Origin of the sequence: Alteromonas sp. CI.11.F.A3 (assembly GCF_032925565.1) — a bacterium.
Classification (GTDB): Bacteria; Pseudomonadota; Gammaproteobacteria; order Enterobacterales; family Alteromonadaceae; genus Alteromonas.
This window is the reverse complement of sequence record NZ_CP136708.1, coordinates 3,049,799-3,072,346: the sequence shown is the minus strand read 5'-3', so window position 1 is coordinate 3,072,346 and position 22,548 is coordinate 3,049,799. Positions and strand designations below refer to the sequence as shown.

Annotated in this window: 17 protein-coding genes and 1 tRNA gene; 8 read left to right on the top strand and 10 right to left on the bottom strand. The window is 44.0% G+C overall.

Annotated elements, in window-relative coordinates; all coding sequences use genetic code 11:
• Positions 1 to 132: 132 nt before the first annotated feature.
• Entirely contained in the window at positions 133 to 1,434 is a 1,302-nt protein-coding gene (gene hmgA, locus R1T43_RS13215; protein WP_317355825.1) for a homogentisate 1,2-dioxygenase, read from the bottom strand.
• Positions 1,435 to 1,691: 257 nt separating this feature from the next.
• Between hmgA and R1T43_RS13210 the strand changes: the two genes are divergently transcribed.
• Positions 1,692 to 2,774: a patatin-like phospholipase family protein gene (locus R1T43_RS13210; RefSeq protein ID WP_317349650.1), complete on the top strand. Its 1,083-nt coding sequence runs from the start codon at positions 1,692 to 1,694 to the stop codon at positions 2,772 to 2,774.
• A gap of 143 nt (positions 2,775 to 2,917) precedes the next feature.
• Positions 2,918 to 2,994 (top strand) — tRNA-Val (locus R1T43_RS13205).
• A gap of 11 nt (positions 2,995 to 3,005) precedes the next feature.
• Here the strand turns inward: R1T43_RS13205 and R1T43_RS13200 are convergent.
• On the bottom strand, positions 3,006 to 4,925 hold the full coding sequence (locus tag R1T43_RS13200; RefSeq protein ID WP_317349648.1) for a tetratricopeptide repeat-containing diguanylate cyclase: 1,920 nt from the start codon (positions 4,923 to 4,925) through the stop codon (positions 3,006 to 3,008).
• A 373-nt stretch (positions 4,926 to 5,298) separates the two neighbouring features.
• On the opposite strand from R1T43_RS13200, the gene R1T43_RS13195 reads away from it, so the two are divergent.
• From R1T43_RS13195 to R1T43_RS13185, 3 genes are all read left to right on the top strand, one after another.
• Positions 5,299 to 7,164 carry an alkaline phosphatase PhoX gene (locus tag R1T43_RS13195; protein ID WP_317349646.1) on the top strand — a complete coding sequence of 622 codons (1,866 nt, stop codon included), beginning with the start codon at positions 5,299 to 5,301 and terminating at the stop codon, positions 7,162 to 7,164.
• A 101-nt stretch (positions 7,165 to 7,265) separates the two neighbouring features.
• Positions 7,266 to 8,894, top strand: coding sequence for a hypothetical protein (locus R1T43_RS13190; RefSeq protein ID WP_410549020.1), 1,629 nt, complete (start codon positions 7,266 to 7,268; stop codon positions 8,892 to 8,894).
• A 421-nt stretch (positions 8,895 to 9,315) separates the two neighbouring features.
• Positions 9,316 to 10,665, top strand: coding sequence for a diguanylate cyclase (locus tag R1T43_RS13185; protein WP_317349641.1), 1,350 nt, complete (start codon positions 9,316 to 9,318; stop codon positions 10,663 to 10,665).
• A 55-nt stretch (positions 10,666 to 10,720) separates the two neighbouring features.
• Here R1T43_RS13185 and R1T43_RS13180 read toward each other — a convergent pair whose 3' ends face one another.
• The 7 genes from R1T43_RS13180 to xdhA are packed head-to-tail and all read right to left on the bottom strand — an operon-like array spanning position 10,721 to position 18,818.
• Positions 10,721 to 11,950 carry a urate hydroxylase PuuD gene (locus tag R1T43_RS13180; RefSeq protein ID WP_317349639.1) on the bottom strand — a complete coding sequence of 410 codons (1,230 nt, stop codon included), beginning with the start codon at positions 11,948 to 11,950 and terminating at the stop codon, positions 10,721 to 10,723.
• A complete protein-coding gene (guaD, locus tag R1T43_RS13175) occupies positions 11,937 to 13,253 on the bottom strand; it encodes a guanine deaminase (protein ID WP_317349636.1) in 1,317 nt (438 codons plus the stop codon). Before guaD ends, R1T43_RS13180 begins: the two co-directional genes overlap by 14 nt.
• Positions 13,254 to 13,258: 5 nt before the next feature.
• Positions 13,259 to 13,579 (bottom strand): hydroxyisourate hydrolase, encoded by a 321-nt coding sequence (uraH, locus tag R1T43_RS13170; protein WP_317349633.1) that lies wholly within the window; start codon positions 13,577 to 13,579, stop codon positions 13,259 to 13,261.
• On the bottom strand, positions 13,579 to 14,097 hold the full coding sequence (uraD, locus tag R1T43_RS13165; RefSeq protein ID WP_317349631.1) for a 2-oxo-4-hydroxy-4-carboxy-5-ureidoimidazoline decarboxylase: 519 nt from the start codon (positions 14,095 to 14,097) through the stop codon (positions 13,579 to 13,581). Before uraD ends, uraH begins: the two co-directional genes overlap by 1 nt.
• A complete protein-coding gene (gene xdhC / locus R1T43_RS13160; protein WP_317349628.1) occupies positions 14,094 to 14,993 on the bottom strand; it encodes a xanthine dehydrogenase accessory protein XdhC in 900 nt (299 codons plus the stop codon). The genes uraD and xdhC overlap by 4 nt, the downstream gene beginning before the upstream one ends.
• Positions 14,990 to 17,362 carry a xanthine dehydrogenase molybdopterin binding subunit gene (gene xdhB / locus R1T43_RS13155; protein WP_317349625.1) on the bottom strand — a complete coding sequence of 791 codons (2,373 nt, stop codon included), beginning with the start codon at positions 17,360 to 17,362 and terminating at the stop codon, positions 14,990 to 14,992. The genes xdhC and xdhB overlap by 4 nt, the downstream gene beginning before the upstream one ends.
• Positions 17,355 to 18,818, bottom strand: coding sequence for a xanthine dehydrogenase small subunit (gene xdhA, locus R1T43_RS13150; RefSeq protein ID WP_317349622.1), 1,464 nt, complete (start codon positions 18,816 to 18,818; stop codon positions 17,355 to 17,357). Before xdhA ends, xdhB begins: the two co-directional genes overlap by 8 nt.
• Before the next feature lie 310 nt (positions 18,819 to 19,128).
• Here xdhA and R1T43_RS13145 point away from each other — a divergent pair, with 310 nt between their 5' ends.
• Genes R1T43_RS13145 through R1T43_RS13135 form a run of 3 tightly spaced genes read left to right on the top strand, consistent with a single transcriptional unit; the run spans position 19,129 to position 21,013 of the window.
• Positions 19,129 to 19,788 (top strand): TetR/AcrR family transcriptional regulator, encoded by a 660-nt coding sequence (locus tag R1T43_RS13145; protein ID WP_317349619.1) that lies wholly within the window; start codon positions 19,129 to 19,131, stop codon positions 19,786 to 19,788.
• Complete coding sequence (gene puuE, locus R1T43_RS13140) at positions 19,778 to 20,704, top strand: allantoinase PuuE (RefSeq protein WP_211069386.1); 927 nt, start codon at positions 19,778 to 19,780, stop codon at positions 20,702 to 20,704. The genes R1T43_RS13145 and puuE overlap by 11 nt, the downstream gene beginning before the upstream one ends.
• A gap of 51 nt (positions 20,705 to 20,755) precedes the next feature.
• Positions 20,756 to 21,013 carry a DUF3862 domain-containing protein gene (locus tag R1T43_RS13135; RefSeq protein ID WP_211069385.1) on the top strand — a complete coding sequence of 86 codons (258 nt, stop codon included), beginning with the start codon at positions 20,756 to 20,758 and terminating at the stop codon, positions 21,011 to 21,013.
• Between the two features lie 146 nt (positions 21,014 to 21,159).
• Here the strand turns inward: R1T43_RS13135 and R1T43_RS13130 are convergent, their stop codons facing one another.
• Complete coding sequence (locus R1T43_RS13130; RefSeq protein WP_317349615.1) at positions 21,160 to 22,491, bottom strand: NCS2 family permease; 1,332 nt, start codon at positions 22,489 to 22,491, stop codon at positions 21,160 to 21,162.
• Positions 22,492 to 22,548: the final 57 nt, after the last annotated feature.

The following is a 22,548-nucleotide window of genomic DNA, read 5'->3' as shown; positions in this document are numbered from 1 at the left end:
CGATAAAAGGCAATTTGAATCCCTCGTTAAATAATTAAGTTGCTGTATTTAATTGGTTTGTTTTTATTTGATGCTGTTGGGCTGATGTTCATTTTTAGGTACATTTAATGAAAACACCCAACAGCTCTGCGCCTATATTTTACCGTCGAAATGCTTGGTTATCCCCTTCCAACAATCGATATAGTCGGTTTGGCGAAGCGGGGTACTCAGTGCAAACTCAGTGGGGGCGATGGGAAAGCGAGATTCAAACATAAACGCCAGTGTATTTTCGTATTTATGGGGAGCTAACTCGGCATTTGATGCCGCTTCGAACACAGAGGCTTCGGGACCATGTGGGGTAAAGCAATTATGCAAACTCATGCCGCCAGGCATGAACCCTTTTTCCTTAGCATCGTAACTGCCTTCTATTAAGCCCATAAACTCACTCATCACGTTTCTATGGAAGTAAGGCGGGCGGAAAGTGTTATCAGCCACCATCCAACGAGGCGGAAAAATGACAAAATCAACGTTAGCAGTCCCTGCCAATTCAGATGGCGAAGTGAGTACCGTAAATATGGAAGGGTCAGGGTGGTCATAGCTGACGGTGTTGATCACATTGAAGCGCTTAAGATCATACTTGTAAGGCGCTGAATTACCTACCCAAGCAACCACATCAAAGGGGGAATGTGAAAGTGGCGCTTCGTATAGGTGCCCACAAAACTTGTTGATAATAACATGGGGCGTGTCGACATCCTCGAACCACGCAGTGGGGTATAAAAAGTCTCTTTGATTAGCAAATCCATTCGCACCTACCGGGCCTCGTTCTGGTAAAACAAATGACTGGCCGTAGTTTTCACAAATATACCCTCGAATTGCGCCATCGATAGGAGTAATGCTGAAACGCACCCCTCGAGGGATCACCATAATTTCACCCGCGGATAGGTGTAACTTGCCAAACTCAGTTTTTACTTCCATGTTTCCATGCTGTGGCACGAATAACATCTCACCGTCTGAAGAGTAAAATACCTTATTACCCATATCCGTATTCGCGCTGTAACAGTGAATGCCCATTCCGGTTTGCTGATTAGCATCGCCATTTGTGGCTATGGTGACTAAACCTTCAATAAAATCTATGCTGCTACTTTCATCGGGCAAGGGTAAGGGGTTCCAACGCATCACATTGGGAGGGCATGGCGAATTGCTTTCAGGCCCAGTTTTAAGCTGCGTGTTCTTATAAGGTGAAAAATCACCCATGGCAACAGAAGGCCGTATGCGATAAGTCCAAGTACGTCTGTTTTCGGCTCTAGGCGCGGTAAAAGCACTGGAACTGAACTGCTCGGCATAGAGTTTATAATTGACTTTCTGCGGACTAAACTGCCCATTTGGCAACGCATTAGGTAAGGCTTCAGTTTCATGCTCATTATTAAAACCCGACAAATAAGTTAGTTGATTCACCATACCCACCTTTCAAATACTACTGATGCTTAACGCGACTATTTATGTAGCGTAAATATTAATAATAAGTAAATCAATTGCGTGGTGCCGATAGGATTTCAGTGAAATGGTGATGTGTGATGATTTGTTTACACAGGCGGCAACTTCCTACATAAGTGTTCACTTATAGTAGTGGTTTCATAAAGGTGATGGACGGCCCATTGATTTTACGGCTTTTACTGATAAATTAGGCGCAAACATGATAATAGAGACAACACGTGGCACCGCTAGAAATTTATGCCGGCAATGGGGCAATGAATACCATTAAGCAACAAGGCTTTCACCCCGAATTATTCAGTTATTTTCTCGGCGCTTCAGGCGGTCCAAAATGGTTTTCATTGGCAGGATTAGACAGAGTACTCTTTCCAGAGTGGTTTAAAAATGTCGACCATCAAATACATGTTATAGGTTCATCGGCCGGTGCTTTCAGGGCTATCTGTGCAGTACAAGACGACCCACTTGCTGCCATTAATCGGCTAGCTACCTCTTATTCCACGACTACCTACAGCGATAAACCTACGCCTGCGGAAATAACCCGCAAGGCCGAAGCACTAGTGAAAGAAATGGTGGATAGCGAAGGTAAAAAGGAAGTATTGGCAAACCAGCGATTTAAAGCACACATCTTTGTCGCTAAATGTTTAGGGGCTACCCGCCGCGAGCATAAGTTTTCGCAGTTATCCGGTCTTGCCATGAGCGCCGCGGCTAACGCGGTTACGCGAAAAAACTTAGGTAGATACTATACACGCTGTATTTTTTCTTCGCCTAATACCGAGTTTTCAGTGAAAGACCCTTATCAACTTCCCACTGAACACTACGAATTAAACAACGAAAATATCCACAATGCACTGCTAGCTTCCGGTGCTATTCCTGTTGTACTTGAAGGAATTCGAGATATTGCAGGTGCCCCTCAAGCTATGTATCGCGATGGTGGTATTGTTGATTATCATTTTGACCTAGAGTTCGGCCCTGAAAAGGGCTTAGTGCTGTATCCACATTTTTACCCTAAGCCAATACCTGGTTGGTTCGATAAAGGATTAAAACGGCGCGTTGCACATAAAAGTAGTTACGACAATGTGGTCATGCTGGTGCCATCTGCCGAGTTCGTGGCAAGCCTGCCATACGGTAAAATTCCAGATCGAAAAGACTTCGAGCAACTCGATGCCACTACCCGTATTAAGTATTGGCAAACGGTATTGCAAGAAACCGATAGGTTAGGGGAGTACTTCATGAAAATAGCGAGTAATGGCAGTATTGTTGATAACATCAAGCCGTTGCCATTTGTGCAGCGCGAGAACGTTTAAATAGGTGTGAAATACCTATTTTTTTGAACAAATGGTGGCAAATCAATCAATCGCACACCTTAAACACAAAATATACTTGCAGGACGCACTGCGCATCGCTATTATGCTCGCCGTCCTTAAGGCAGTCCTGCCGAAGTACATTTGCGACTATAGCTCAGTTGGTTAGAGCGCTACCTTGACATGGTAGAGGTCCCCTGTTCGAATCAGGGTAGTCGCACCACTTCTTTTGATTTAATTTACAATTACCTGATTTCTACCGTTTTCTTTTGCTTCATAAAGCATACTGTCTGCACGCTTGATAAGCGTATCTAATGTTCTATTCGATTTATCACCAACAGATACGCCAACACTAAATGTCATGTTTATATTGTTCGTAAACGCATCTAAGTTATTGCAGTATTTTTGATAGTTTTCAGCAAGCTTTTCAAACGTATTTTTAATGACTTTTTCGTCAGTAGAATGCAAAACAAATAACCATTCTTCACCACCATAGCGGCCAAACTCATCATCGTTAGACAATGTGTCTTTCGCAGCATTAGCGAATGCTATAAGCACTAAATCGCCCACATCGTGGCCATACTCGTCGTTGATTTTTTTAAAGTAATCTAAATCAACAATGGCAATTGCCATATCTTGTTGAGCAAGTTTAGCCTCAGCTGTTTTCAATATACCTCTGCGGTTAAAACTCTTCGTCAGATAATCAGTAGATGCGATACGATGATATTTTTTACGTTGTAAGGCTTGTCGATAAAACAGTAGCAAAACCACCAGCACTAAAATAGACGCAATGGTAGCACTAAGACGCCATATTATTTTTTGCTGATATTCTTCTTTAGCTTGAAGGTTACTAATATCTTTTTGATATTCTAACTTACGAATTTTGTCTTCTTTTTCTTTTACTTCAAACTTTATTTGCAAGGCTTTAATGTTGCTTTCACTCGTAGCCTCATAATGCTTTTTGGTATAAAAAAGCTTCTTTTCGATGGCATCAAACGCATCATCAATATGATTGAGCTCTCGCTTTAATTTATAACGTTCGCTCAAAAATTCTGCTTTATAAATGCTGCGACTAAATTTATCTATGAGTGAATAGACGTCGTCATTTACCTGTTCGGCTTCTTCTATAAAGCCCTGTTTTAGATAGATGTTGGAGAGTAAAATCATAGACGCAAGTTGCATATCATCAATTCCCGCCGCGCGAGCAAGTTCGATATTTTCTTTTGCTAGTGTGAGTGCGGTATCGTAGTTAGCCTGGAGGTATTGAATACTTGCTATTGAGTATTGAGCGAACGCTAGGCCCTTTCTCATATCTACTTTTTTGAAATAATCTAACGCCTTATTTAAATATACTAAGGCGGCTTCTGTGTCTTCTTCTTCAAGAAGGATATTGCCTAAGCTCCAATGCGCTTTGGCCGTAAATAGCCCGTCATTGGTATTTTCATAGGTGTCTACCGCCTTTTTTGCATAGTATATGGCTTTGGTTTTTTCGCTTAAATAGTTATACGCATCCGCTATTTTTCGGTAAAAATAGCCTTGCGATGCGATATCCCCGTTTTTTATTGCCAACTCAAGGCCTTCCAACGCGGCATTAAGGGTTTTTCTCAACACATCAGTGTCGGTGTAGTAGTAGGCCAATGCCCGAAAAATAATGATTTTTTCTTCTGTTGTATGCTGTGGAATTTGTGCCTCTAATTGTTTAGCAAGGGCTCTACCTGGCTCTGGGTCTCCAGCCTTAGATAACGTTTTTAATTTCGATTCTAAAAAAAGCAAATGTATATCAGTTTGCTCTTGTTGGTTCGTTTCACTTAGATAATGTGATAAATGGCTCTCAAGGACTGCGTATTTTTCTTGTCTAAAAAGTAATTCGGAATACAACGCCGCAGCTTCTTTATGAAGCGCTTCCCAGTTTTGCGCTTTAGTTAACGTAAAAGCGTTTATGAGGGCGTCTTCATTTTCTAAGTAATCAAGCCTGCTTTGCCTAAAGTCACTGAGCAACGTTTGTGTATTTTGGTAATCTGGCGCACCAATGAAAGGATTTGTATTTCCATCTTGAGCAAGGCCAAATTTCCCTGTGCAAACCCATAGGGTGAAAGTTAACGCTATTAGCCAAGCACGATTGCTATAGCGTATTGTATTTATAGTTCTATCCATTGATGTCACTCGTTGACCAAGTTACGTTCGTCGCATTCCAATTATAGCATCTCATAAAGTCATAACTTAATGTTTTACAACAGCATCTTTACACAAATTTAGCGATGCAAAGAGATAATGATAGCTTAAACGTTGTTATTTCCCATACGTTATAAAAACAACAGTGCCTTTAATACATCGCAATTATTTATCGTTGTTTGCAAATACAACATAAAACGGCGCAATAGGACTCTGTCAAGAAAGCTTCAATTTTATGTCAATAATGTGTCACCTATCAGTCACATAACTCCCTCACTATATTTGCCGCTAAGACCATTTCAGAGATGAATGAATTTGTTCCGTCTCAACCTAATGATTATAAAAAGGATAGTTGATGAAAATTGAACGTTTACGCGATTTAAAATATTCGGCGCTAGCTTTAGCGGTTGCATTTGGCATTTCTGCTTGTTCATTAGAAGGCGATGACGGAGAAGACGGTGTTGCTGGAGCAATAGGGGAGCAAGGCCCTGTTGGCGAACAAGGCGAGCAGGGAGAGCAAGGCGATAAAGGTGAAGAAGGCGATACAGCGGGAACATTAACCCGTATTGCTACTGTTCCTCTAGGTGCTGAGGTAACGGGTATTTTCTTAACCGACGAAGGTGACCTTTTCTTCAACGTTCAACATCCTTCGGGCACTAACTCAGTGACTAATGACGTTAACGCTATGCCTATTAATACTGGCACGGTAGGTGTATTAGCTGGTGCTAACTTCAATAACTTACCGGTTACGCTTCCTAATTCACCTGTACCTGCTTCTGATGAAGAAAAAGAAGTGGTGGTTTCAGCCATTGGTCAATATCAAGTACTTGGTCAAACGGGCGACACCTTTGGTACTGAACTACCAGAAGGCCTAGGTCACATCTATACGCTAGATGGTGAAGAGCTTGTTTTAGAAAACGATATGCCAGACTTTAATGGTTTCATTTCTACTGATGCTGGCGAAGGCTACTTGTTCTCAAACTGGGAAGAGCTTCCAGGCGGCATGAGCCGTATGAAAGTTGAAAAAGACGACTTTGGCATGTGGCAAGTTACCGAAGCCATGATGCTTGATTTCTCGCCAGTATGGGGCACAGCGGCAAACTGTTTCGGTTCAATGTCACCGTGGAATACGCCGTTAACCTCTGAAGAATGGGTAGTAGATTCAGAAGTAGATTCAACCACATCACCTAACTGGAATAACCCAGAAGCGGTAGCAACAGAAGCGCGTCTTGGTCGTATGTGGCAAATGACTGCGCCTGATGCGTCAAATCCTTATAACTATGGTTACATTGCCGAAGTGACCGAGCCACTTGCTGATGAGCCAGTGATTGTTAAGCACCTAGCAATGGGTCGCTACGAGCATGAAAACTCAACGGTTATGCCTGATGGAAAAACCGTTTATCTTTCTCAAGATGATACCGGTGGCGTGTTATTCAAATTTGTTGCTGATACTCCTGAAGACCTTTCTTCGGGTACCCTTTTCGGCGCCAAGCTAACGCAAGATGTTGGTCAAAATGACCCTGCTACAACAGGCTTTGCCGTTGAGTGGGTCGAACTGGCTAGCGGCGATAACATGACGATTCGTGCATGGGTTGACGAGTACAACGGGATTGGCACAGATGATTATGTAGAGGGCCAAAGCTCTTACATTACCATGGCCGATGTAGAAGCGTGGGCAAATGGCGATGCTACATACCCTACTGTTGAAGAGGGTGGTAGTAGCCAAACTGCAGGTGAGCCGATGGACGATCGCGTGGCGTTCTTAGAATCACGTGCGGCGGCGCGAGCTAAAGGAGCCACTGCTGAATGGCGTAAACTTGAAGGTATTTCAATTAACCTTAAACGCGCTGAAGAAGCCGTGGAAGGCACCGATACTATTGAGGGTGAAGTGGTTGAAAATGCTTACCTTTATATTGGCATAGCTGACCTAGATAACACCATGGTTGATGACGAAGGGGATATTCAGCTTTCTGCTCGCGTTAAAGATTGTGGCGGTGTGTATCGTGCACGTCTGGAAGCTGGCTATGATATTACTCGCATTGAGCCTGTTGTTATGGGCGGTACTTACCGCTCAAGCCTAACTGGTGCAGAGCGTTGTGATGTAGAACAGCTATCTCAACCTGATAACGTAGTGGTGATGAACGACGGCCGTATTCTTATCGGTGAAGACGGTTTCCAGGAAAATAATACGCTGTGGATGTACGAGCCAGCAGATAAGTAAGTTTTTTCCTTTTAATTCATCCGGGCACATCGTGCCCGGATTTTGTCGTTGTTACTATTATGAAAATACAAACTAAGTTACTACCTTTATTCACTGCTTCTATGCTGCCTTTATTGTTTGCGTGTTCACCTGCCCAGCAGGTTGAAGCTGTGTTAGCAGAACAAACGAATACATACCCTTACCAAGAAGGGGATACCATTCCCGCACTGGCCTACATAGAGCATAACGAAGTCTATAACCCTGAGTCGGTTATTCCACCTCAGTGTTACACTAAAACCCAAGGTGAAAATAACCCGTGCTATGCGTGCCATCAAAGCTACGACCGCACCGAAAAACGCCCGAATCAAATGGGTGATGGCACACTTCAAGGTAATTATGAATTCTCAGAAGTGGGACTAACTAATAGCTGGAAAAACCTATTTATTGATAGACGAGAATTAATAGCGGGCATAAAAGACGATGCCATTTTAGAGTACATAGCCCAAGATAATTATACCGCAGCCATTGAAGGCGATAGCACTATTCCAAGCTATATGCATATCGAAAATTTAAGTACCGGTGCTGCTGCATTTGATGAAGACGGGTTCGCGAAAGACAATAGCGGGTGGGTATCGTACAACTACAAGCCTTTCCCCAGTACTTTTTGGCCGACCAATGGCTCAACAGGCGATGCTATGATTCGACTGCCACACGCCTTCCAGCAACATAAAGGGCAATACAGTCGTGATGTATACTTAGCGAACTTAACCCTCGTTGAAATGGCGCTAAAAGAAGTTGATACGTTGCCGGTAGCCGGACTTAATGAAAAGACACTGGGGCTTGATATAAACGGTGACAATGCAATAAGTGAACACGTAACCACCATGGTGCGTCAGCCCCATTACATTGGCGATGCTGACCATGTTGAACTTGCGCATATGTTGTTCCCGGAAGGCACCGAATTTTTGCACACCGTGCGCTACATTGGTGTGGATGAGAACGGCGATATATACAACGCTGAACGCATGAAAGAAGTGCGGTATATGCAAAAGCACCGCTTTAGAAGCCGTGAGAGTTTAGCGTCAGCTTATTACGCAGAGGCAAAAGACAAGCATTTCGAAAACCTACCGCAAACGCGCTACTTAGGTGAGCAGGGCATTGAAAACGGATTTGGCTGGACCATTAATGGCTTTATTGAAGATGAGCAAGGTGAGTTGCGGGCTCAGCATGATCAAGAGCTCGCGTTTTGTAATGGATGTCACAAAACCGTAGGCTCTACATTCGATCAAACCTTTTCCTTTGCCCGCAAAGTACCAGGAAGCATCGGCTGGGGTTATATCAACCTGCACGCGATGGAAGATGTGCCCAATATTAACGAAGAGCAAGGTGAATTTCTTACTTACATGCAACGGGTAGGTGGGGGCGATGAATTTCGCCAAAACGGCGAGATGCTAGCGAAGTGGTTTAATGATAATGGCATGGTAAATGCGGAAAAAGTAAGTAAGGCAGCGTCTGTTTATGAACTCATCACGCCAAGCCCCGAACGCGCATTAGCGCTAAATAAAGCGTACTTAACCATTGTGCAAGAGCAAAGCTACTTGTTTGGCCGTGATGCTACGCTAACAGAAGCCACCAATGTATTGAGTCATATTGATGCTGCACAACCTCCGCTGAAGCCAGAGCATCGCTTTAAATGGGATATGCGTTTAAATTGGAATGAAAAAGAGACACATGAAGTGGCAGGGCAGTAATGTTCTGGCACTCAGCGTTATAAAGAACAAGCGCCTAACCGTATTTTTCCTTTCCAATTTAACAATGCGTAAGGCATTTCGTTAAATACAAGCTCATCACAATATGTTGGTGAGCTTTTTCTATTGTGAATGTCACAATCGGTGATAACTCGGTCGTATGTGTTATTTCACTATTTTGAAATTTCCCACCTGATACATCTACCTGTAAGGCATGAGTAGGCAAGGCACTGGTGCTAAACACTTGCAGAATCCCTAACGTTAAAAAGATACGCACTATTTAAACTGGTTTCTTGCTGCTTATAACATGAGTAATTGGCGAAAATATCTTTATATTCCGTCGCAGCAGAGAAATATTGACTACACTTGAGGTTTGGGTTGAAAAAATAGGGCAAGTAGGTAGTGAATGGATAGCGCGGGGCTAATGAGAGAAAAGGAAATTTTCGAAAAAACATTTGAGCAGTGTGGCGTGGGATTGGCGCATGTTAGTCCACATGGCGATCTTATTCGCGTGAATAGTAAGCTAAGTGAATTTTTAGGTTATGAAAGTGCCACACTTGTCACAATGTCTTTTCAAAGCATTACGGAATCCGCACATATTCAAGAGGATTTATACCTACTGCATCAAGTACTTCGTGGAGAAATAGATACTTACACAATAGAAAAAAAATACATTCATGCTAAAGGTCATTCCGTTTGGGCTAGGTTAACGGTTACCCTTGTACGTGATGAACAAGGCGAGCCTGATTATTTTATTTCTGTAGTTGAAGACATTGATGATAAAAAGCGCATTGAATCTGAACTTTATAAAGCAGAGGCGCTGTTCAGCAAGATAGTAGCCGCCTTTTCTGCACATACTTTTGTATGGGTAGCAAACCCCGAATTAACCCGTATTCATTACATCAACGAAGGTTATCGCAATATTTATGGGCGTGACGAATATGAGCTGCACGCCAAGCCCGATGCGTTTTTGTCCTATGTGCATGAAGATGACCGCTTGTTAGTGGAAAAGGCATACAAAGCGAAGCCGCTGGAAAGCTGGGATTTACAATATCGTATTAAAACCAGTAACGCAGAGGTAAAGTACATTCATGATAGGGGGGTGCCACTGTTTGATGAAAACGATCAACAGATATTAGTGGTAGGCACCGCTGATGATGTTTCTCATGAAAAAGAGCAACAGCAAGCATTATTAGAAGCGATTTCTAAACTTGAGTATCTATCAAAGACCGATCCACTCACCGGTATATCAAACAGACGAGAGATGTTCATTCAGTTAGATAAAGAAATACAACGAATGAACCGCGGCCAGAAACCCTCAACGCTTGTATTCATAGACCTTAACGACTTTAAAGGTATTAATGACACCTTTGGTCATAAGGCCGGAGATAAGGCATTAGTAAGCTTCTCAGAAATTATGAAAAACACCCTACGTGAAACTGATCGTTTTGCGCGTTTAGGGGGGGACGAATTCGTTGTGCTTTTATTCGGTTCTGATGACGCCGATGCAGAGGTGTTTTACGAGCGCTTAATGCAAACTGAATTTGATATAGAATTTGACAATGAATTAGAAAACAACGGCGAGCAACAACAGGGCGCAAAAAAGGGTGCTAGTGAGACGATGACTAAAACATCTTTGTCATTTAGTTTGGGGTGGCACACATGGGATTCAAGCATAGTGACTGCGCAAAACTGGGTAGATGCAGCTGATGAAGCAATGTATAAACAAAAACGCCAGTATAAAACACATACTGGCGCTCAAAAGGTAGTGTAAAACAGATCCTAATTTATCGGTATGGCCGGGCAATATGACATTGCCCTTAACGATTTTAGTTGTCTTTATTAGCATGCGTAGTGGTAAACCACGCTGCTATTTCAGCCCGCTCTTCCTCTGTCATGCCGGTTTTATTCAAAAATGGCATGTCTTTGGTCACGGTAGTGCGTCTTACTAATTGAGGTGCATACCGAGTGATATCTTCCCAGCTATCTAGCACCACACCTAACGGTGCCACTTTAAAAATTTCATCAGTAGGGGTGCGTGAATGACACCCTACACAATGGGTATTCACAAGCTCTGCCACACGTTCATCAGTAACCACAGCCGCACTTTCATTGACAGATCCATTCCCAGAGCCAGTTACCTCAATATGGGCTGGCGTTTGCGGCCATGAAACCCAAAGGGCAATGGCGAGCATAGCAATAGCACCTGTGACTAAAATTGAAGGTTTAGTCTTGCCTACATGACGCAAGTTAAAGAAGTGGCGTATCCATGCGGCAGCTGCCATCAATGCAATAAGTACCAACCAGTTTTGCTCGTGCTGATAGGTCATAGGGTAATGATTTGAAATCATGATAAACAATAACGGCAAGGTGAAGTAGTTATTGTGCATCGAACGTAATTTAGCGCCCGCACCCCATTGTGGGTCGATACTTTCTTTCGCTTGCACTGCGGCGACCATTTTTCTTTGATTAGGCATGATGTTGAAAAACACGTTACCCACCATAATGGTACCAATTAACGCACCCACATGAATGTAAGCACCGCGACCACTAAACCATTGTGTTGACAGGTAGGTCACTACGCAAATAAGTGTCACTAAACATAACGCAAATACGACAGGGTATTTAGCCAGCGGGCTTCTGCAGGCAAATTCGTAAATGGCAATGCCACCAAATATAAGCCCAAGACCTAAGGATATCGCCATAGTAGGCGACATATCGTTAACTTGTGGGTCAATCAAGTACGCTGAAGCGCCAAAGTAATACACAATAATCAGAAGTGCAAAGCCCGAAAGCCACGTGGTATAGGCTTCCCATTTAAACCAGTGCAAAGTTTCAGGCATTTTTTCTGGGCCATAGGCATATTTGGCTACTTCATAAAAGCCGCCGCCATGTATAGCCCACAAGTCGCCTTTAATACCTTTATCTTCTTTCCACTGAGGTGGGGTACGTAAATTATTATCTAACCAGACAAAATAAAACGATGCGCCAATCCAGGCCACGCCGGCAATGACGTGAAACCAGCGTACAAACAAGCTTATCCAATCAAGCCATGGCATAGTGTGTTTCCTTCTTATTATAACAGCATTGACCGCTTATCCAGGTTTCTGCAATAGCGCGATCATCACCCAAAATACTAAGTGCAAAAAAGACATCGTCAAATTCTGCATTGGGCTTAATTCGTAATTCCATGAGTTCGTCATACCGCGGCGCTACAATAATAAAGTCGGCCACTGAACCCGCGTTAAGATTGCCAATTTCATCATCAAGTTTGTGCGCAACCGCAGCGCCCTGAGTCATTAAGTAAAACCCTTCGATTGGGCAGATAGGCGTATGGCGCAATTGGCTGACCTTGTACGCATCGCCATAGGTTTTCAACATACTAAAGCTGGTACCCGCGCCTACATCGGTGGCTAATGCCACATGTACATTATTGGCTCGTGCGGTTTGCAGATCGAACAATCCGCTGCCTAAAAACAGGTTCGATGTGGGGCAAAACGCCAAAGTAGCCTCTGCTTCGCCTAAGCGCTGCCATTCGTCGCTAGAAAGATGAATACCATGGCCAAATACAGAACGCGGACGCACCAAGTTGTACTTGTCATAAACGTCTAAATAACCAGTAGCATGTGGAAATAAGGATTTTACCCAAGCAATTTCATCTTTATTTTCAGACAAGTGGGTTTGCACAAATACATCTTTGTATTGGGTGGCCAGTTCACCTAAAGCCGCTAATTGCGCTTCAGAGCTAGTTGGCGCAAATCGTGGCGTAATGGCGTAGCGATTTCTGCCTGTGTTGTGCCATTTTTCGATTAACACGGCACTGTCTTTTTGTGCGGTGTCTGGGCAGTCTTGTAAGTCGGCTGGGCAGTTTCTGTCCATGCAGACTTTACCTGCCACAATGGCCATATCTATCTCGCTGGCTGCGCTAAATAACGCGTTACAGCAGCCTTGATGCACCGATGAAAAAACAAAGCCAGTGGTAGTGCCGTTTTTTAACAATTGTTGTAAAAAGACCTTGGCAATTTTCTGTGCATGCTCTTCGCTCGCAAACTGCATTTCAGTAGGAAAAGTATAGTTTTCCAGCCAAGTTAAAAGTTGTTCACCATAGCTGGCGATACTTTCAGTTTGTGGGTAGTGCAAATGGCTGTCGATTAGCCCAGGCAATATCCAGCTATCTTTATGGTCATGTAGCACTGCATTTGGGTACTGTTCACGCATTGCGGTAAATCCGCCAGTAGCGATAATTTTTTTGCCATCGATTACTAAACCACCATCGTGAATAACACTAATGTCTTGTGCAAAGGAAGATGGCGCAGCGCTGGGCGTTGGAAAGTGTGCAATATTCGCACGAAAAAGCTGCATTATAATTAGCTGCCTCTGTAACTGCTGAAGCCAAAAGGAGAGATAAGCAAAGGCACATGGTAATGGCCGCCGTCGCTTTCAAGTTCAAACGCAATATCAATATGGGGGTAAAAGCTTTTTCCATGCGTAGCAATTAAGTAGTCATGGCTATGAAAGCGTAAGGTATACACGCCGGCTTCAAATTTTTGGCCCCATTGGTTGAAGCGTCCATCGTTATCGGTTTTACCGGTAAGCACTTCACCGTTAGGCAAGGTAAGGGTAAGCGCAATGCCTTCAACAGGTTTGCCCGATGTAGTGTCTAATACATGACTAGATAAAGTATTCATTAATGTTCATCCTTGGCAGTTAACGCTTTGTCTATGCGCAACAAGGTAATTTTAATTTGTTCTTGGGCGGCGTTACGAATCTCTTCATCGGTGCTATTGGGTAATCGTGATTGCAAGGCACTAAGCATGGCGTCAGCCGACAGCCCAGTGGCACAAATGATGAAAATAAAACCATGCTTTTCCAGATAAGCTTGGTTTGCTTCTTTTAACGTAAGCAATGTAGCTTCTGATGCACTGGCCGTGCCTGATTGTTCGCCACTAGCAATAGTTTTTGTATTGGCAAACTTTTTACGTAACGAATCTACATCGCCAATCATAGGATGAGCGGTAAAGGCTTCTAAAAAATCGTCTTTACCGCATTTTGACCATGCAGTTTTTGCAAATTCTTTCACCTCGTTAACGGTACCAAAAGGGCGACCGTTTACCATACTGTAAATCCACGACTGTGCTGCGCAGGTTTGTTGAAACCAATCGGTAGCAGCGCTGGCCGATAGGGTATTAAGTTCGTTTAAGGTCATACATTATGTTCCTTATTTTCAAATGTCGCGGCGTTCGTAATGGCAGTATTTTGATTATTGTTCTCACTAGCATGTAAGCGCTGAATAATTTGTGAGGCAATAGACACCGCTACTTCAATAGGGCGCTTGCCGGGTATTGAAGTATCGCCAATAGGGGTTGCTAAGCGCGCTAAATCACTTTCATTAAAACCACGATGTTCTAATTTCGTAATAAAACGCTTGGCTTTAGTTTGTGAACCAATCAGCCCCACAAAGGGCAACGCAGGGTATTTCAAGGCTTGCTCGGTAATGCGGTAATCGAGTTGATGATCGTGCGTCAATATTACCAACCAGGTGTTTTCTTCAAGGCCTCGCACTTCGGTTTCAGGCGCTTCTTCTACCACTTTTTTGACGTTTGCTGGCAATGGGTCACTAAACAAGTCTTCTCGATTATCAATCCACGAAATGCGTACTGGAAGTTGAGCTAGAATAGGCACTAGTGCTTTTGCCACATGTCCCGCGCCAAAAATAGCAATGTGCTGTGCATGTCGATTGCATACTTCAAACAACACTTTGACTGCACCGCCACAGCACTGCCCTAGCTTACTACTAAGAGGGTAAGAACGTATTTCGGTGTTGGCATTATTATAGGCATGGTTTTCACTGCGACTACCATTAGCACCAGTATTAGCACCAGCATTAGCGCCAGAACTTAGCATTCCCCGAGCTGTTTTAATGGCGTCGAACTCAAGATGCCCGCCGCCAATGGTATCAATGCTTTGTGCATCGGTAACCACCATTTTGCTGCCAGCTTCACGGGGAGTAGAGCCAGCAATGCTAATGACCGTCACGATAACATAGGGCGCACCGTCTTGCTGACACTGGGCTACCGCTTCATACCAGGTGCTCGCCTTCATTGCTGTGCCTGTTTTGTGTTCTGATCCGATTGAAAATGCGCTGTTTTTTGCATTTGTATTACGGCGTTAAGCACCCGCTCTGGCGTGGCGGGGGTATCTAATTGTGGATCTTGGGTGTAACCAGAAATACTTGAAATAGCATCTTTCAAAGCACACCACACTGAAATTGCGAGCATGAAGGGAGGTTCACCTACCGCTTTTGAATGGTAAATACTGTCTTCCGCATTTTCTCTGCCAAAAAGCTTCACATCAAAATGTTTAGGTGTATCGCCAATGGCCGGAATTTTATAGGTCGCCATGTTTTCACTGGTTAAGCGACCATCGTTATTCCACACTAGTTCTTCAGTAGTCAACCAACCCATGCCTTGAATAAAGGCACCTTCTATTTGGCCAATATCGATAGCAGGGTTTAAGCTGTTACCTACATCGTGAAGTACGTCGACTTTATCAACGCAATACTCACCACTTAAGGTGTCGACAGAGACTTCACTTACCGACACACCATAAGAGAAATAGAAAAACGGGCGGCCATCGCCAGTTTCACGATTGTAATGCAGCTTCGGTGTTTTATAGAACCCGTTGGCCGATAAAGAAACCCGATCAAAATAGGCCACTTGAACTAAATCACTAAAGGCTTTTTGGTGCTCACCTAACACTAGGTTACCTGCAGTAAACTGTACCTTTTCGGCTTGCTCTGGCATACCGAGTTCGGTTGCAAAGCACAGGGCTAAACGTTGCTTTAACGTGATGCAAGCGTTCTGTACGGCTTTACCATTCAAATCTGTGCCGCTTGAAGCCGCCGTTGGCGATGTGTTGGGTACTTTGTCGGTGCGGGTGGAAGTCACCTCGATCATGTCCATCGACACACCAAATTCATTTGCCGCAATTTGGGCAATTTTGGTGTGCAAACCTTGGCCCATTTCTGTGCCGCCATGGTTTACTTGAATGCTACCGTCGGTATAAATGTGTACCAGTGCGCCAGCTTGGTTTAAATGCTTTGCGGTAAAAGAAATGCCAAATTTTACAGGGGTAAGGGCTAGGCCTTTTTTAATCACAGGGCTGTTGCGGTTGAATTCGGTAATCTCGTCTCTGCGTGCCCAATAATTAGCGTCTTTTTCAAGTTTCGCTATCATTTCAGGCAGTAAGTTGTGCTCTACTTCCATTCCGTATGGGGTAGTAGTGCCAGTTTCCGGCCCGTATAAGTTTTGTTTACGTACGGTTAGCGGGTCTACCTGTAATTTACGAGCCATAGCATCCATCATGGCCTCAGCCATAATCATCCCTTGAGGACCACCAAAACCGCGGTAAGCTGTATGCGATACTATGTTAGTTTGCAGGCGATGACCTACAATGTTGCTTGCACCTAAAAAGTAACCGTTGTCAGCATGAAACATGGCTCTATCGACAATAGCATCTGACAAGTCAGGGGAATGCCCACAGTTTCCGTTAATATCTACTTTTGTGGCGACAATTTTACCGTTCTGGTTAAAGCCAACTTCAAAGCTATTATCGAAAGGATGACGTTTGCCCGTCACGTGCATATCTGTACTTCGGGGTAAACGGCATTTCACTGCACACTGATTGCGAGAAGCTAATAAAGACGCCAAACAAGCCCATTGGGCTGCTTGGGTTTCTTTTCCCCCAAAGCCGCCACCCATGCGACGCATATCTACCATCACATGATGCAATTTAATATCAAGCACTTCAGCTACAAGCTTTTGTACTTCACTAGGATGCTGACTAGAGGTATACACCTTCATACGGCCATCTTCATCAGGGATAGCCAGTGAGACTTGCCCTTCAAGATACATATGCTCTTGACCGCCAATCGAAAGGTGGCCTTTGCAGCTTAACGGCGCGCTTGCAAGTTGGGTATCAGCATCACCCTGACCAAAGCGATGAGTAGGGCGTACAAAGCGTTCGTGCTTGTGTGCTTCATCGGTGGTAAACACAGGGGCTGTAGGAATAACCTGCACAGTACCTTTTAATGCCGCTTTACGGGCTAAATGTACTGAGGTAGCAAGTACGGCAAAATACGGCTGACCGTAGAATTTAATTTCACCATTGGCCAGCAAAGGATCGCCTTCAAAAACCGGCCCAATGTCTTTATGACCTGGTACGTCATCGATGGTAATAACATCAACCACACCTTCACTTGCACGTACGGCAGACAAGTCCATAGACTCAATAATACCGGCCGCGCACTGGCTGGTGCCAATAGCAGCATACAGAGTGCCTTGCGGTTCTACTAAATCGTCAATGTATTTCGCATTTCCTTGAACCTGCCTAGCCGCGCTCTCATGCTTTACCGAGGTATGAACAACCTGTGTTGAGGCTGAATCTTTTGCGCTATCGATAAGTTTACGCATGTTGCACCACCCGAGTTTCAATTTTGTTACTTGTGTGACCGCCAGTTTGGCTAGCGTTTTGATGCTCTAGCCAAAACCGATGCCACAAATTAGCCAGTACCGTTTTACGATATTCCGCGCTCGCGCGCACATCATCAATAGGGGAGAAAGCTTCGCTCAAAATCTGCTTACCAATACTTAAGCATTCGCTACTAGCCCACTGTTTGCCATTTAGTGCGCTATTTAATGCATTGCAGCTAGCAGGGGTTGCGGCAACACCGCCAAACCCAGTGCTAACATTTTCCACTTTGCCGTCATTTAAGGTTACCTTGAACACGGCACACACGGCAGAAATATCATCTTCCATGCGTTTTGAAATTTTGTACGCAGCCACTAATTCATTGGCCGTTAGGTAAGGAATTTCGATGGCAGATAGCCATTCGCCTTTTTGTAGCGCCGTTTGGCGATAGCCAGTAAAAAACGAATTCACAGGTACAGCGCGAGTGTCTGTTCCATTATCAATATGCAATACCGCGTTCAAGGCAAGCAATACCGGCGGCATATCACCTATTGGTGAAGCGTTAGCAACATTGCCGCCTAGGGTGGCTTGGTTGCGAATAGGCAATGAAGCAAAGCGGGTAATCAACTCAGCCAACTGAGGAAAGTGCGCTAATAACGGCTGTGTTAAATCACTTAGTGGTGTGGCTGCACCAAAGGTGATCGAATGTTCGTTTGCAGTGCATCCTTTTAAAGATTTTACGCCGCTTAAACTGATTAACGTGCTCACATCTTTAAGTTGTTGAGTAAACATCAAGCTTAAATCGGTGCTGCCTGCCACTAAGAGTGCATCTGGGTGCTGTGCGATGGCATCAGCTAATGCAGTGCGGGAATCTGGCACAAGCAAATTATTAGTACCAATTAAAGGCGTACCGGTGAGTTGCTTCAACGCGCTCAAGGTATCGGCTTCATTACGCGCAAATGTGTCATCAGGTGTGTTTCCACACACGGATAGTGCAGCATCAATAATCGGACGATAGCCGGTACAGCGGCAAAGGTTGCCCGATAGTGCATGCAAAACATCATCGCGATTGGGCGTACCTTCTTGATGATATAAAGCGAACATAGACATAATAAACCCTGGCGTGCAAAAGCCGCACTGTGACCCATGAAAGTCGATAAGTGCTTGTTGTACAGGGTGTAATGTATTGTCTTGAGCTAAATGTTCTACCGCAATAAGTTGCTTGCCGTGCACAGCAGACATTAAGGTAATACAACTGTTTACCGTACGGTAATGTAACTCATCAAACTGTGGCGTTGGCTCTGCAATTACAACGGTACATGCGCCGCAATCGCCAGCGGCGCACCCTTCTTTTGTGCCCGTAAGTTTTCTGTGCTCGCGTAAGAATTGGAGTAACGTTAGGTCAGCCCGGGTATCGTCCAGCTCAACGAGTTGTTGATTAATAAGAAAGCGAATCATACCCGCACCTCATAACTATTTTCATTGATATATCCATTAATATAGCGGTATTCTTGAAAGAAAAGTAGACCATTTGGTCAAAAAATTGCTTTAAAAAAAAGGCTTCCTTTGAGAATAGCCCCTAATCTGGTAAGCAAAGCTGCATACTTGTTGATGTAATACAGGCAAGAATCATGCAAGGTTGAATATAGAGAACACAATGTTCAGTTGAGGTAACGGTACAATGTTTACGTTTTCTGTTTTACGCTAAAACCGTGATAACGTAATACAAACGGATGCCAGATGTGTAGTAAAGGATAAAATAATAACGATGACCAAATTAAGAGACACGGACGCAGGAGTCGGCGCCACAAACAAAAGAAACATACTGCAAGCAGCTGAAAAATGTTTCGCCCAGTTCGGCTTCAAAGGTACGGCGGTTCAAAAAATTGCCGATGAAGCGAACCTGCCAAAAACCAATGTGCTTTATTATTTTAAAACGAAGCAAGAATTGTATGTGGCAGTGTTAGAAGAAACACTGTCTTTATGGAACTCCCACTTCGATAGAGCTACCGTAGAAGACGATCCCGCTGAAGTGTTAGCGGCGTACATCACAGAAAAAATGGAAGTATCTCGCACCCATCCCCAAGCTTCTAAAATATTTGCGATGGAAATTATTAACGGTGCGCAGAACTTAACCGGTTATTTTGATGAAGAACATGCCAAATGGATGGAAGGGCGCTTAGCACTTATCGATCAGTGGATTGAAGTCGGTAAACTCCCCCAGCTTGATGGCGAATATTTGCTTTATACCATTTGGGCCAGCACCCAGCATTATGCAGATTTCTCTGCTCAAATTACCCGTCTTCGTGGTCGTAAAATGATTAAGGCCGATTTTGAAACGGCCACACGCCAGTTAATTCAATTAGTGCTAGGTGGCTGCAATCTGCCTGTGCCAAGTCGTTATATTGAGAATATTGATGTCGAATAACTCCCACGCTTACCCTCGCGATCTTATCGGTTACGGGGCTGATGTACCTAAAGCAAACTGGCCGAACGGCGCTAAAATTGCCCTCCAGTTTGTATTAAATTATGAAGAAGGCGGCGAAAACTGCGTGCTTCATGGCGATGAGCACTCAGAAACGTTTTTGTCTGAAATCATCGGTGCTCAAGCATTCAATGATAGACACCTTAGTATGGAATCTATTTACGAATACGGCAGTCGAGCCGGGTTTTGGCGACTTCATAGGTTGCTTACCAGCTACAATATTCCCGTAACGGTTTTTGGCGTCACTATGGCCATGCAGCGTCACCCCGATGCGGTGCAGGCTATGTTAGATGCTAAATGGGAAATAGCAAGTCATGCTATGCGGTGGGTTCATTATCAAGACATGGATGAAGACACTGAACGCAAAGAAATCGACGACGCTATTAATTTGCATGAGCAACTCACCGGCAAGAAACCCGTTGGCTGGTATACAGGGCGAACCAGTCCTAATACGCTCAAACTTATTGCTGAGCGCGAAGACATTCTCTACTGCGCCGATTCTTATGCCGATGATTTACCCTATTTTGATAACCATTACAGTAAACCCCTATTAATGGTGCCCTACACCCTAGACACCAATGATATGCGCTTTGCTGCACCACAAGGTTTCAATAGTGGCGAGCAGTTCTTCCAGTATTTAAAAGACGCCTTTGATGTGTTGTACGAAGAGGGCAGCGAAGCACCTAAAATGTTATCAATAGGCATGCATTGCCGTATTTTAGGGCGTCCGGCAAGAATGGCGGCGTTGAAACGTTTCATCGAATATGTGAAATCTCACGATAAAGTGTGGCTTGCTACCCGTGAAGACATTGCTCGACATTGGTTAGCCGAACATCCAATGGTTGAAAAATCTCAGTAAAGTGTAAAGCTATAAGAAGTAAGCTACGCTATATAAACTGGAGATATAAAAATGAAAGCAAAAATTGCCTTATGTTTATTAACAGCACTCGTGTTAACGGGCTGTTCGAAGCTAAATAAAGAAAACTACGACAAACTAAAAATGGGTATGTCACAAGATGAAGTGTCATCAGTGATAGGGGCTGCAGATAATTGCGCAAAAACTATGGGCGCAGTGTCGTGCGTTTGGGGTAACGAAGAAGCGAAGCACGTAAAGATAGTCTTTATGGGCGATAAAGCCGTTACCTTTAGTTACGATGGTTTAGAGTAGGATTAGCAAGTTCAATCTACGTATAGCCTAAGCAGTTTAGATAATTTAGATAATTTAGATAGGTCAATGAGTTTAGGTTAAGCATAAAAAAACGGTGAAGATTATCTTCACCGTTTTTTTATATGTTAAGCATAGGGCTGTGTTTACTATTTTAGGTCAAATATATAGCGCAGTATAAACACACCCGCCAGTGCGTAGGTTAACCCGCTCACTTCTCTGAATTTCCCTGTACCCATCTTAATACCCACATAGGTAATAAAGCCAAGTGCAATACCTTCACTAATACTAAAGGTGAGGGGCATGGCTATTAGCGCAACTGTTGCGGTAGCAAGCGCACCTAAATCGTCGAAATCTATTTGGCGAATGGCTTCCATCATTAATATGCCCACCATAATGAGGGCTGGGGTCGTTGCCATCAATGGGATAACTTTCATTAAGGGTGTTAGAAACAACGCTAGTACAAAGCACAAAGCAACGACCACCGCGGTTAATCCTGTTCTACCCCCAGCAGATGCCCCAGTAGCAGACTCTACATAGCTGGTGACCGGTGATGTACCAATGAAAGCACCCACTACACTGGCAGAAGCATCTGCAGTCATAGCAGGGCCAATTTTAGGAAGCTTTCCATTTTCATCTAGCAGGTTCGCACGGCGGGAAACCCCAATTAAGGTGCCGATGGTGTCAAACATATTCACGAACATAAGGGCGAATATTAGGTCCCAAGTTTCGGCAATATGGTCAATGGGATACCAGAAGTCCATTGCCATAAAGGTACTTGAAATAGGCTCGGGCAACCCGATAATCGCTTCTGGCGAAGATGTTAGCATGCCATTTTCTGTCGGTACAAAGGCACCAATAACAGTAATCAGTACAATAGAAATTAGAATGCCGCCAGTCACCCTCTTCATTACCATCACAATAGTAAAAATAATGCCTAGTAGCGCCAGCATCACAGCAGGGTCAGATAAATCACCAAGACTCACAAAGGTAGCGGGGTGATCAACAACCAAGCCTGCATTTTTAAGTCCAAGAAAGGCAATGAATAACCCTATACCGCATTGCACTCCAATTTTGAGGGCGGGGGGAATCGACTCGGCAATTTTAGTCCTTATCCCAGTTAAGGACAGAATTAAGAAGAGAATACCGTTCCAGAATACTATCCCAAGCGCGGCTTCCCACGGAATTTCTCTAGATAAGCAAATGGTAAACGCAAAGAAGGCGTTTAAACCCATACCAGGCGCAAGCGCGATAGGGTAGTTAGTCATAAACGCCATCAATAACGTACCTAAACAGGCAGCTAGCGCGGTAACCGTGATCAACCCTTCGATAGGCATTCCACTTAATCCAAGGATCCCTGGATTTACCACTAAGATGTACGACATGGCGGCGAAAGTCGTTAGCCCCGCTACCACTTCTGTTTTTATTGTGGTTCCATTCGCCTGAAGCTTAAACAGGCGATCTAATACGTTATTAGACATGTAGATTTCTCTATGCGTTGAGTCATTTATCATTATTTGATATTGCATGAAGCAAAA

What these genes read in the sequence shown, in the direction of transcription:
- R1T43_RS13135 (WP_211069385.1), top strand. Translation starts at nt 20,756, where the DNA reads ATGAAAGCAAAAATTGCCTTATGTTTATTAACAGCACTCGTGTTAACG.
- uraH (WP_317349633.1), bottom strand. Translation starts at nt 13,579, where the DNA reads ATGAATACTTTATCTAGTCATGTATTAGACACTACATCGGGCAAACCT.
- uraD (WP_317349631.1), bottom strand. Translation starts at nt 14,097, where the DNA reads ATGACCTTAAACGAACTTAATACCCTATCGGCCAGCGCTGCTACCGAT.
- R1T43_RS13185 (WP_317349641.1), top strand. Translation starts at nt 9,316, where the DNA reads ATGAGAGAAAAGGAAATTTTCGAAAAAACATTTGAGCAGTGTGGCGTG.
- R1T43_RS13195 (WP_317349646.1), top strand. Translation starts at nt 5,299, where the DNA reads ATGAAAATTGAACGTTTACGCGATTTAAAATATTCGGCGCTAGCTTTA.
- xdhC (WP_317349628.1), bottom strand. Translation starts at nt 14,993, where the DNA reads ATGAAGGCGAGCACCTGGTATGAAGCGGTAGCCCAGTGTCAGCAAGAC.
- xdhB (WP_317349625.1), bottom strand. Translation starts at nt 17,362, where the DNA reads ATGCGTAAACTTATCGATAGCGCAAAAGATTCAGCCTCAACACAGGTT.
- R1T43_RS13145 (WP_317349619.1), top strand. Translation starts at nt 19,129, where the DNA reads ATGACCAAATTAAGAGACACGGACGCAGGAGTCGGCGCCACAAACAAA.
- R1T43_RS13190 (WP_410549020.1), top strand. Translation starts at nt 7,266, where the DNA reads ATGCTGCCTTTATTGTTTGCGTGTTCACCTGCCCAGCAGGTTGAAGCT.
- R1T43_RS13200 (WP_317349648.1), bottom strand. Translation starts at nt 4,925, where the DNA reads ATGGATAGAACTATAAATACAATACGCTATAGCAATCGTGCTTGGCTA.
- xdhA (WP_317349622.1), bottom strand. Translation starts at nt 18,818, where the DNA reads ATGATTCGCTTTCTTATTAATCAACAACTCGTTGAGCTGGACGATACC.
- R1T43_RS13180 (WP_317349639.1), bottom strand. Translation starts at nt 11,950, where the DNA reads ATGCCATGGCTTGATTGGATAAGCTTGTTTGTACGCTGGTTTCACGTC.
- puuE (WP_211069386.1), top strand. Translation starts at nt 19,778, where the DNA reads ATGTCGAATAACTCCCACGCTTACCCTCGCGATCTTATCGGTTACGGG.
- guaD (WP_317349636.1), bottom strand. Translation starts at nt 13,253, where the DNA reads ATGCAGCTTTTTCGTGCGAATATTGCACACTTTCCAACGCCCAGCGCT.
- R1T43_RS13130 (WP_317349615.1), bottom strand. Translation starts at nt 22,491, where the DNA reads ATGTCTAATAACGTATTAGATCGCCTGTTTAAGCTTCAGGCGAATGGA.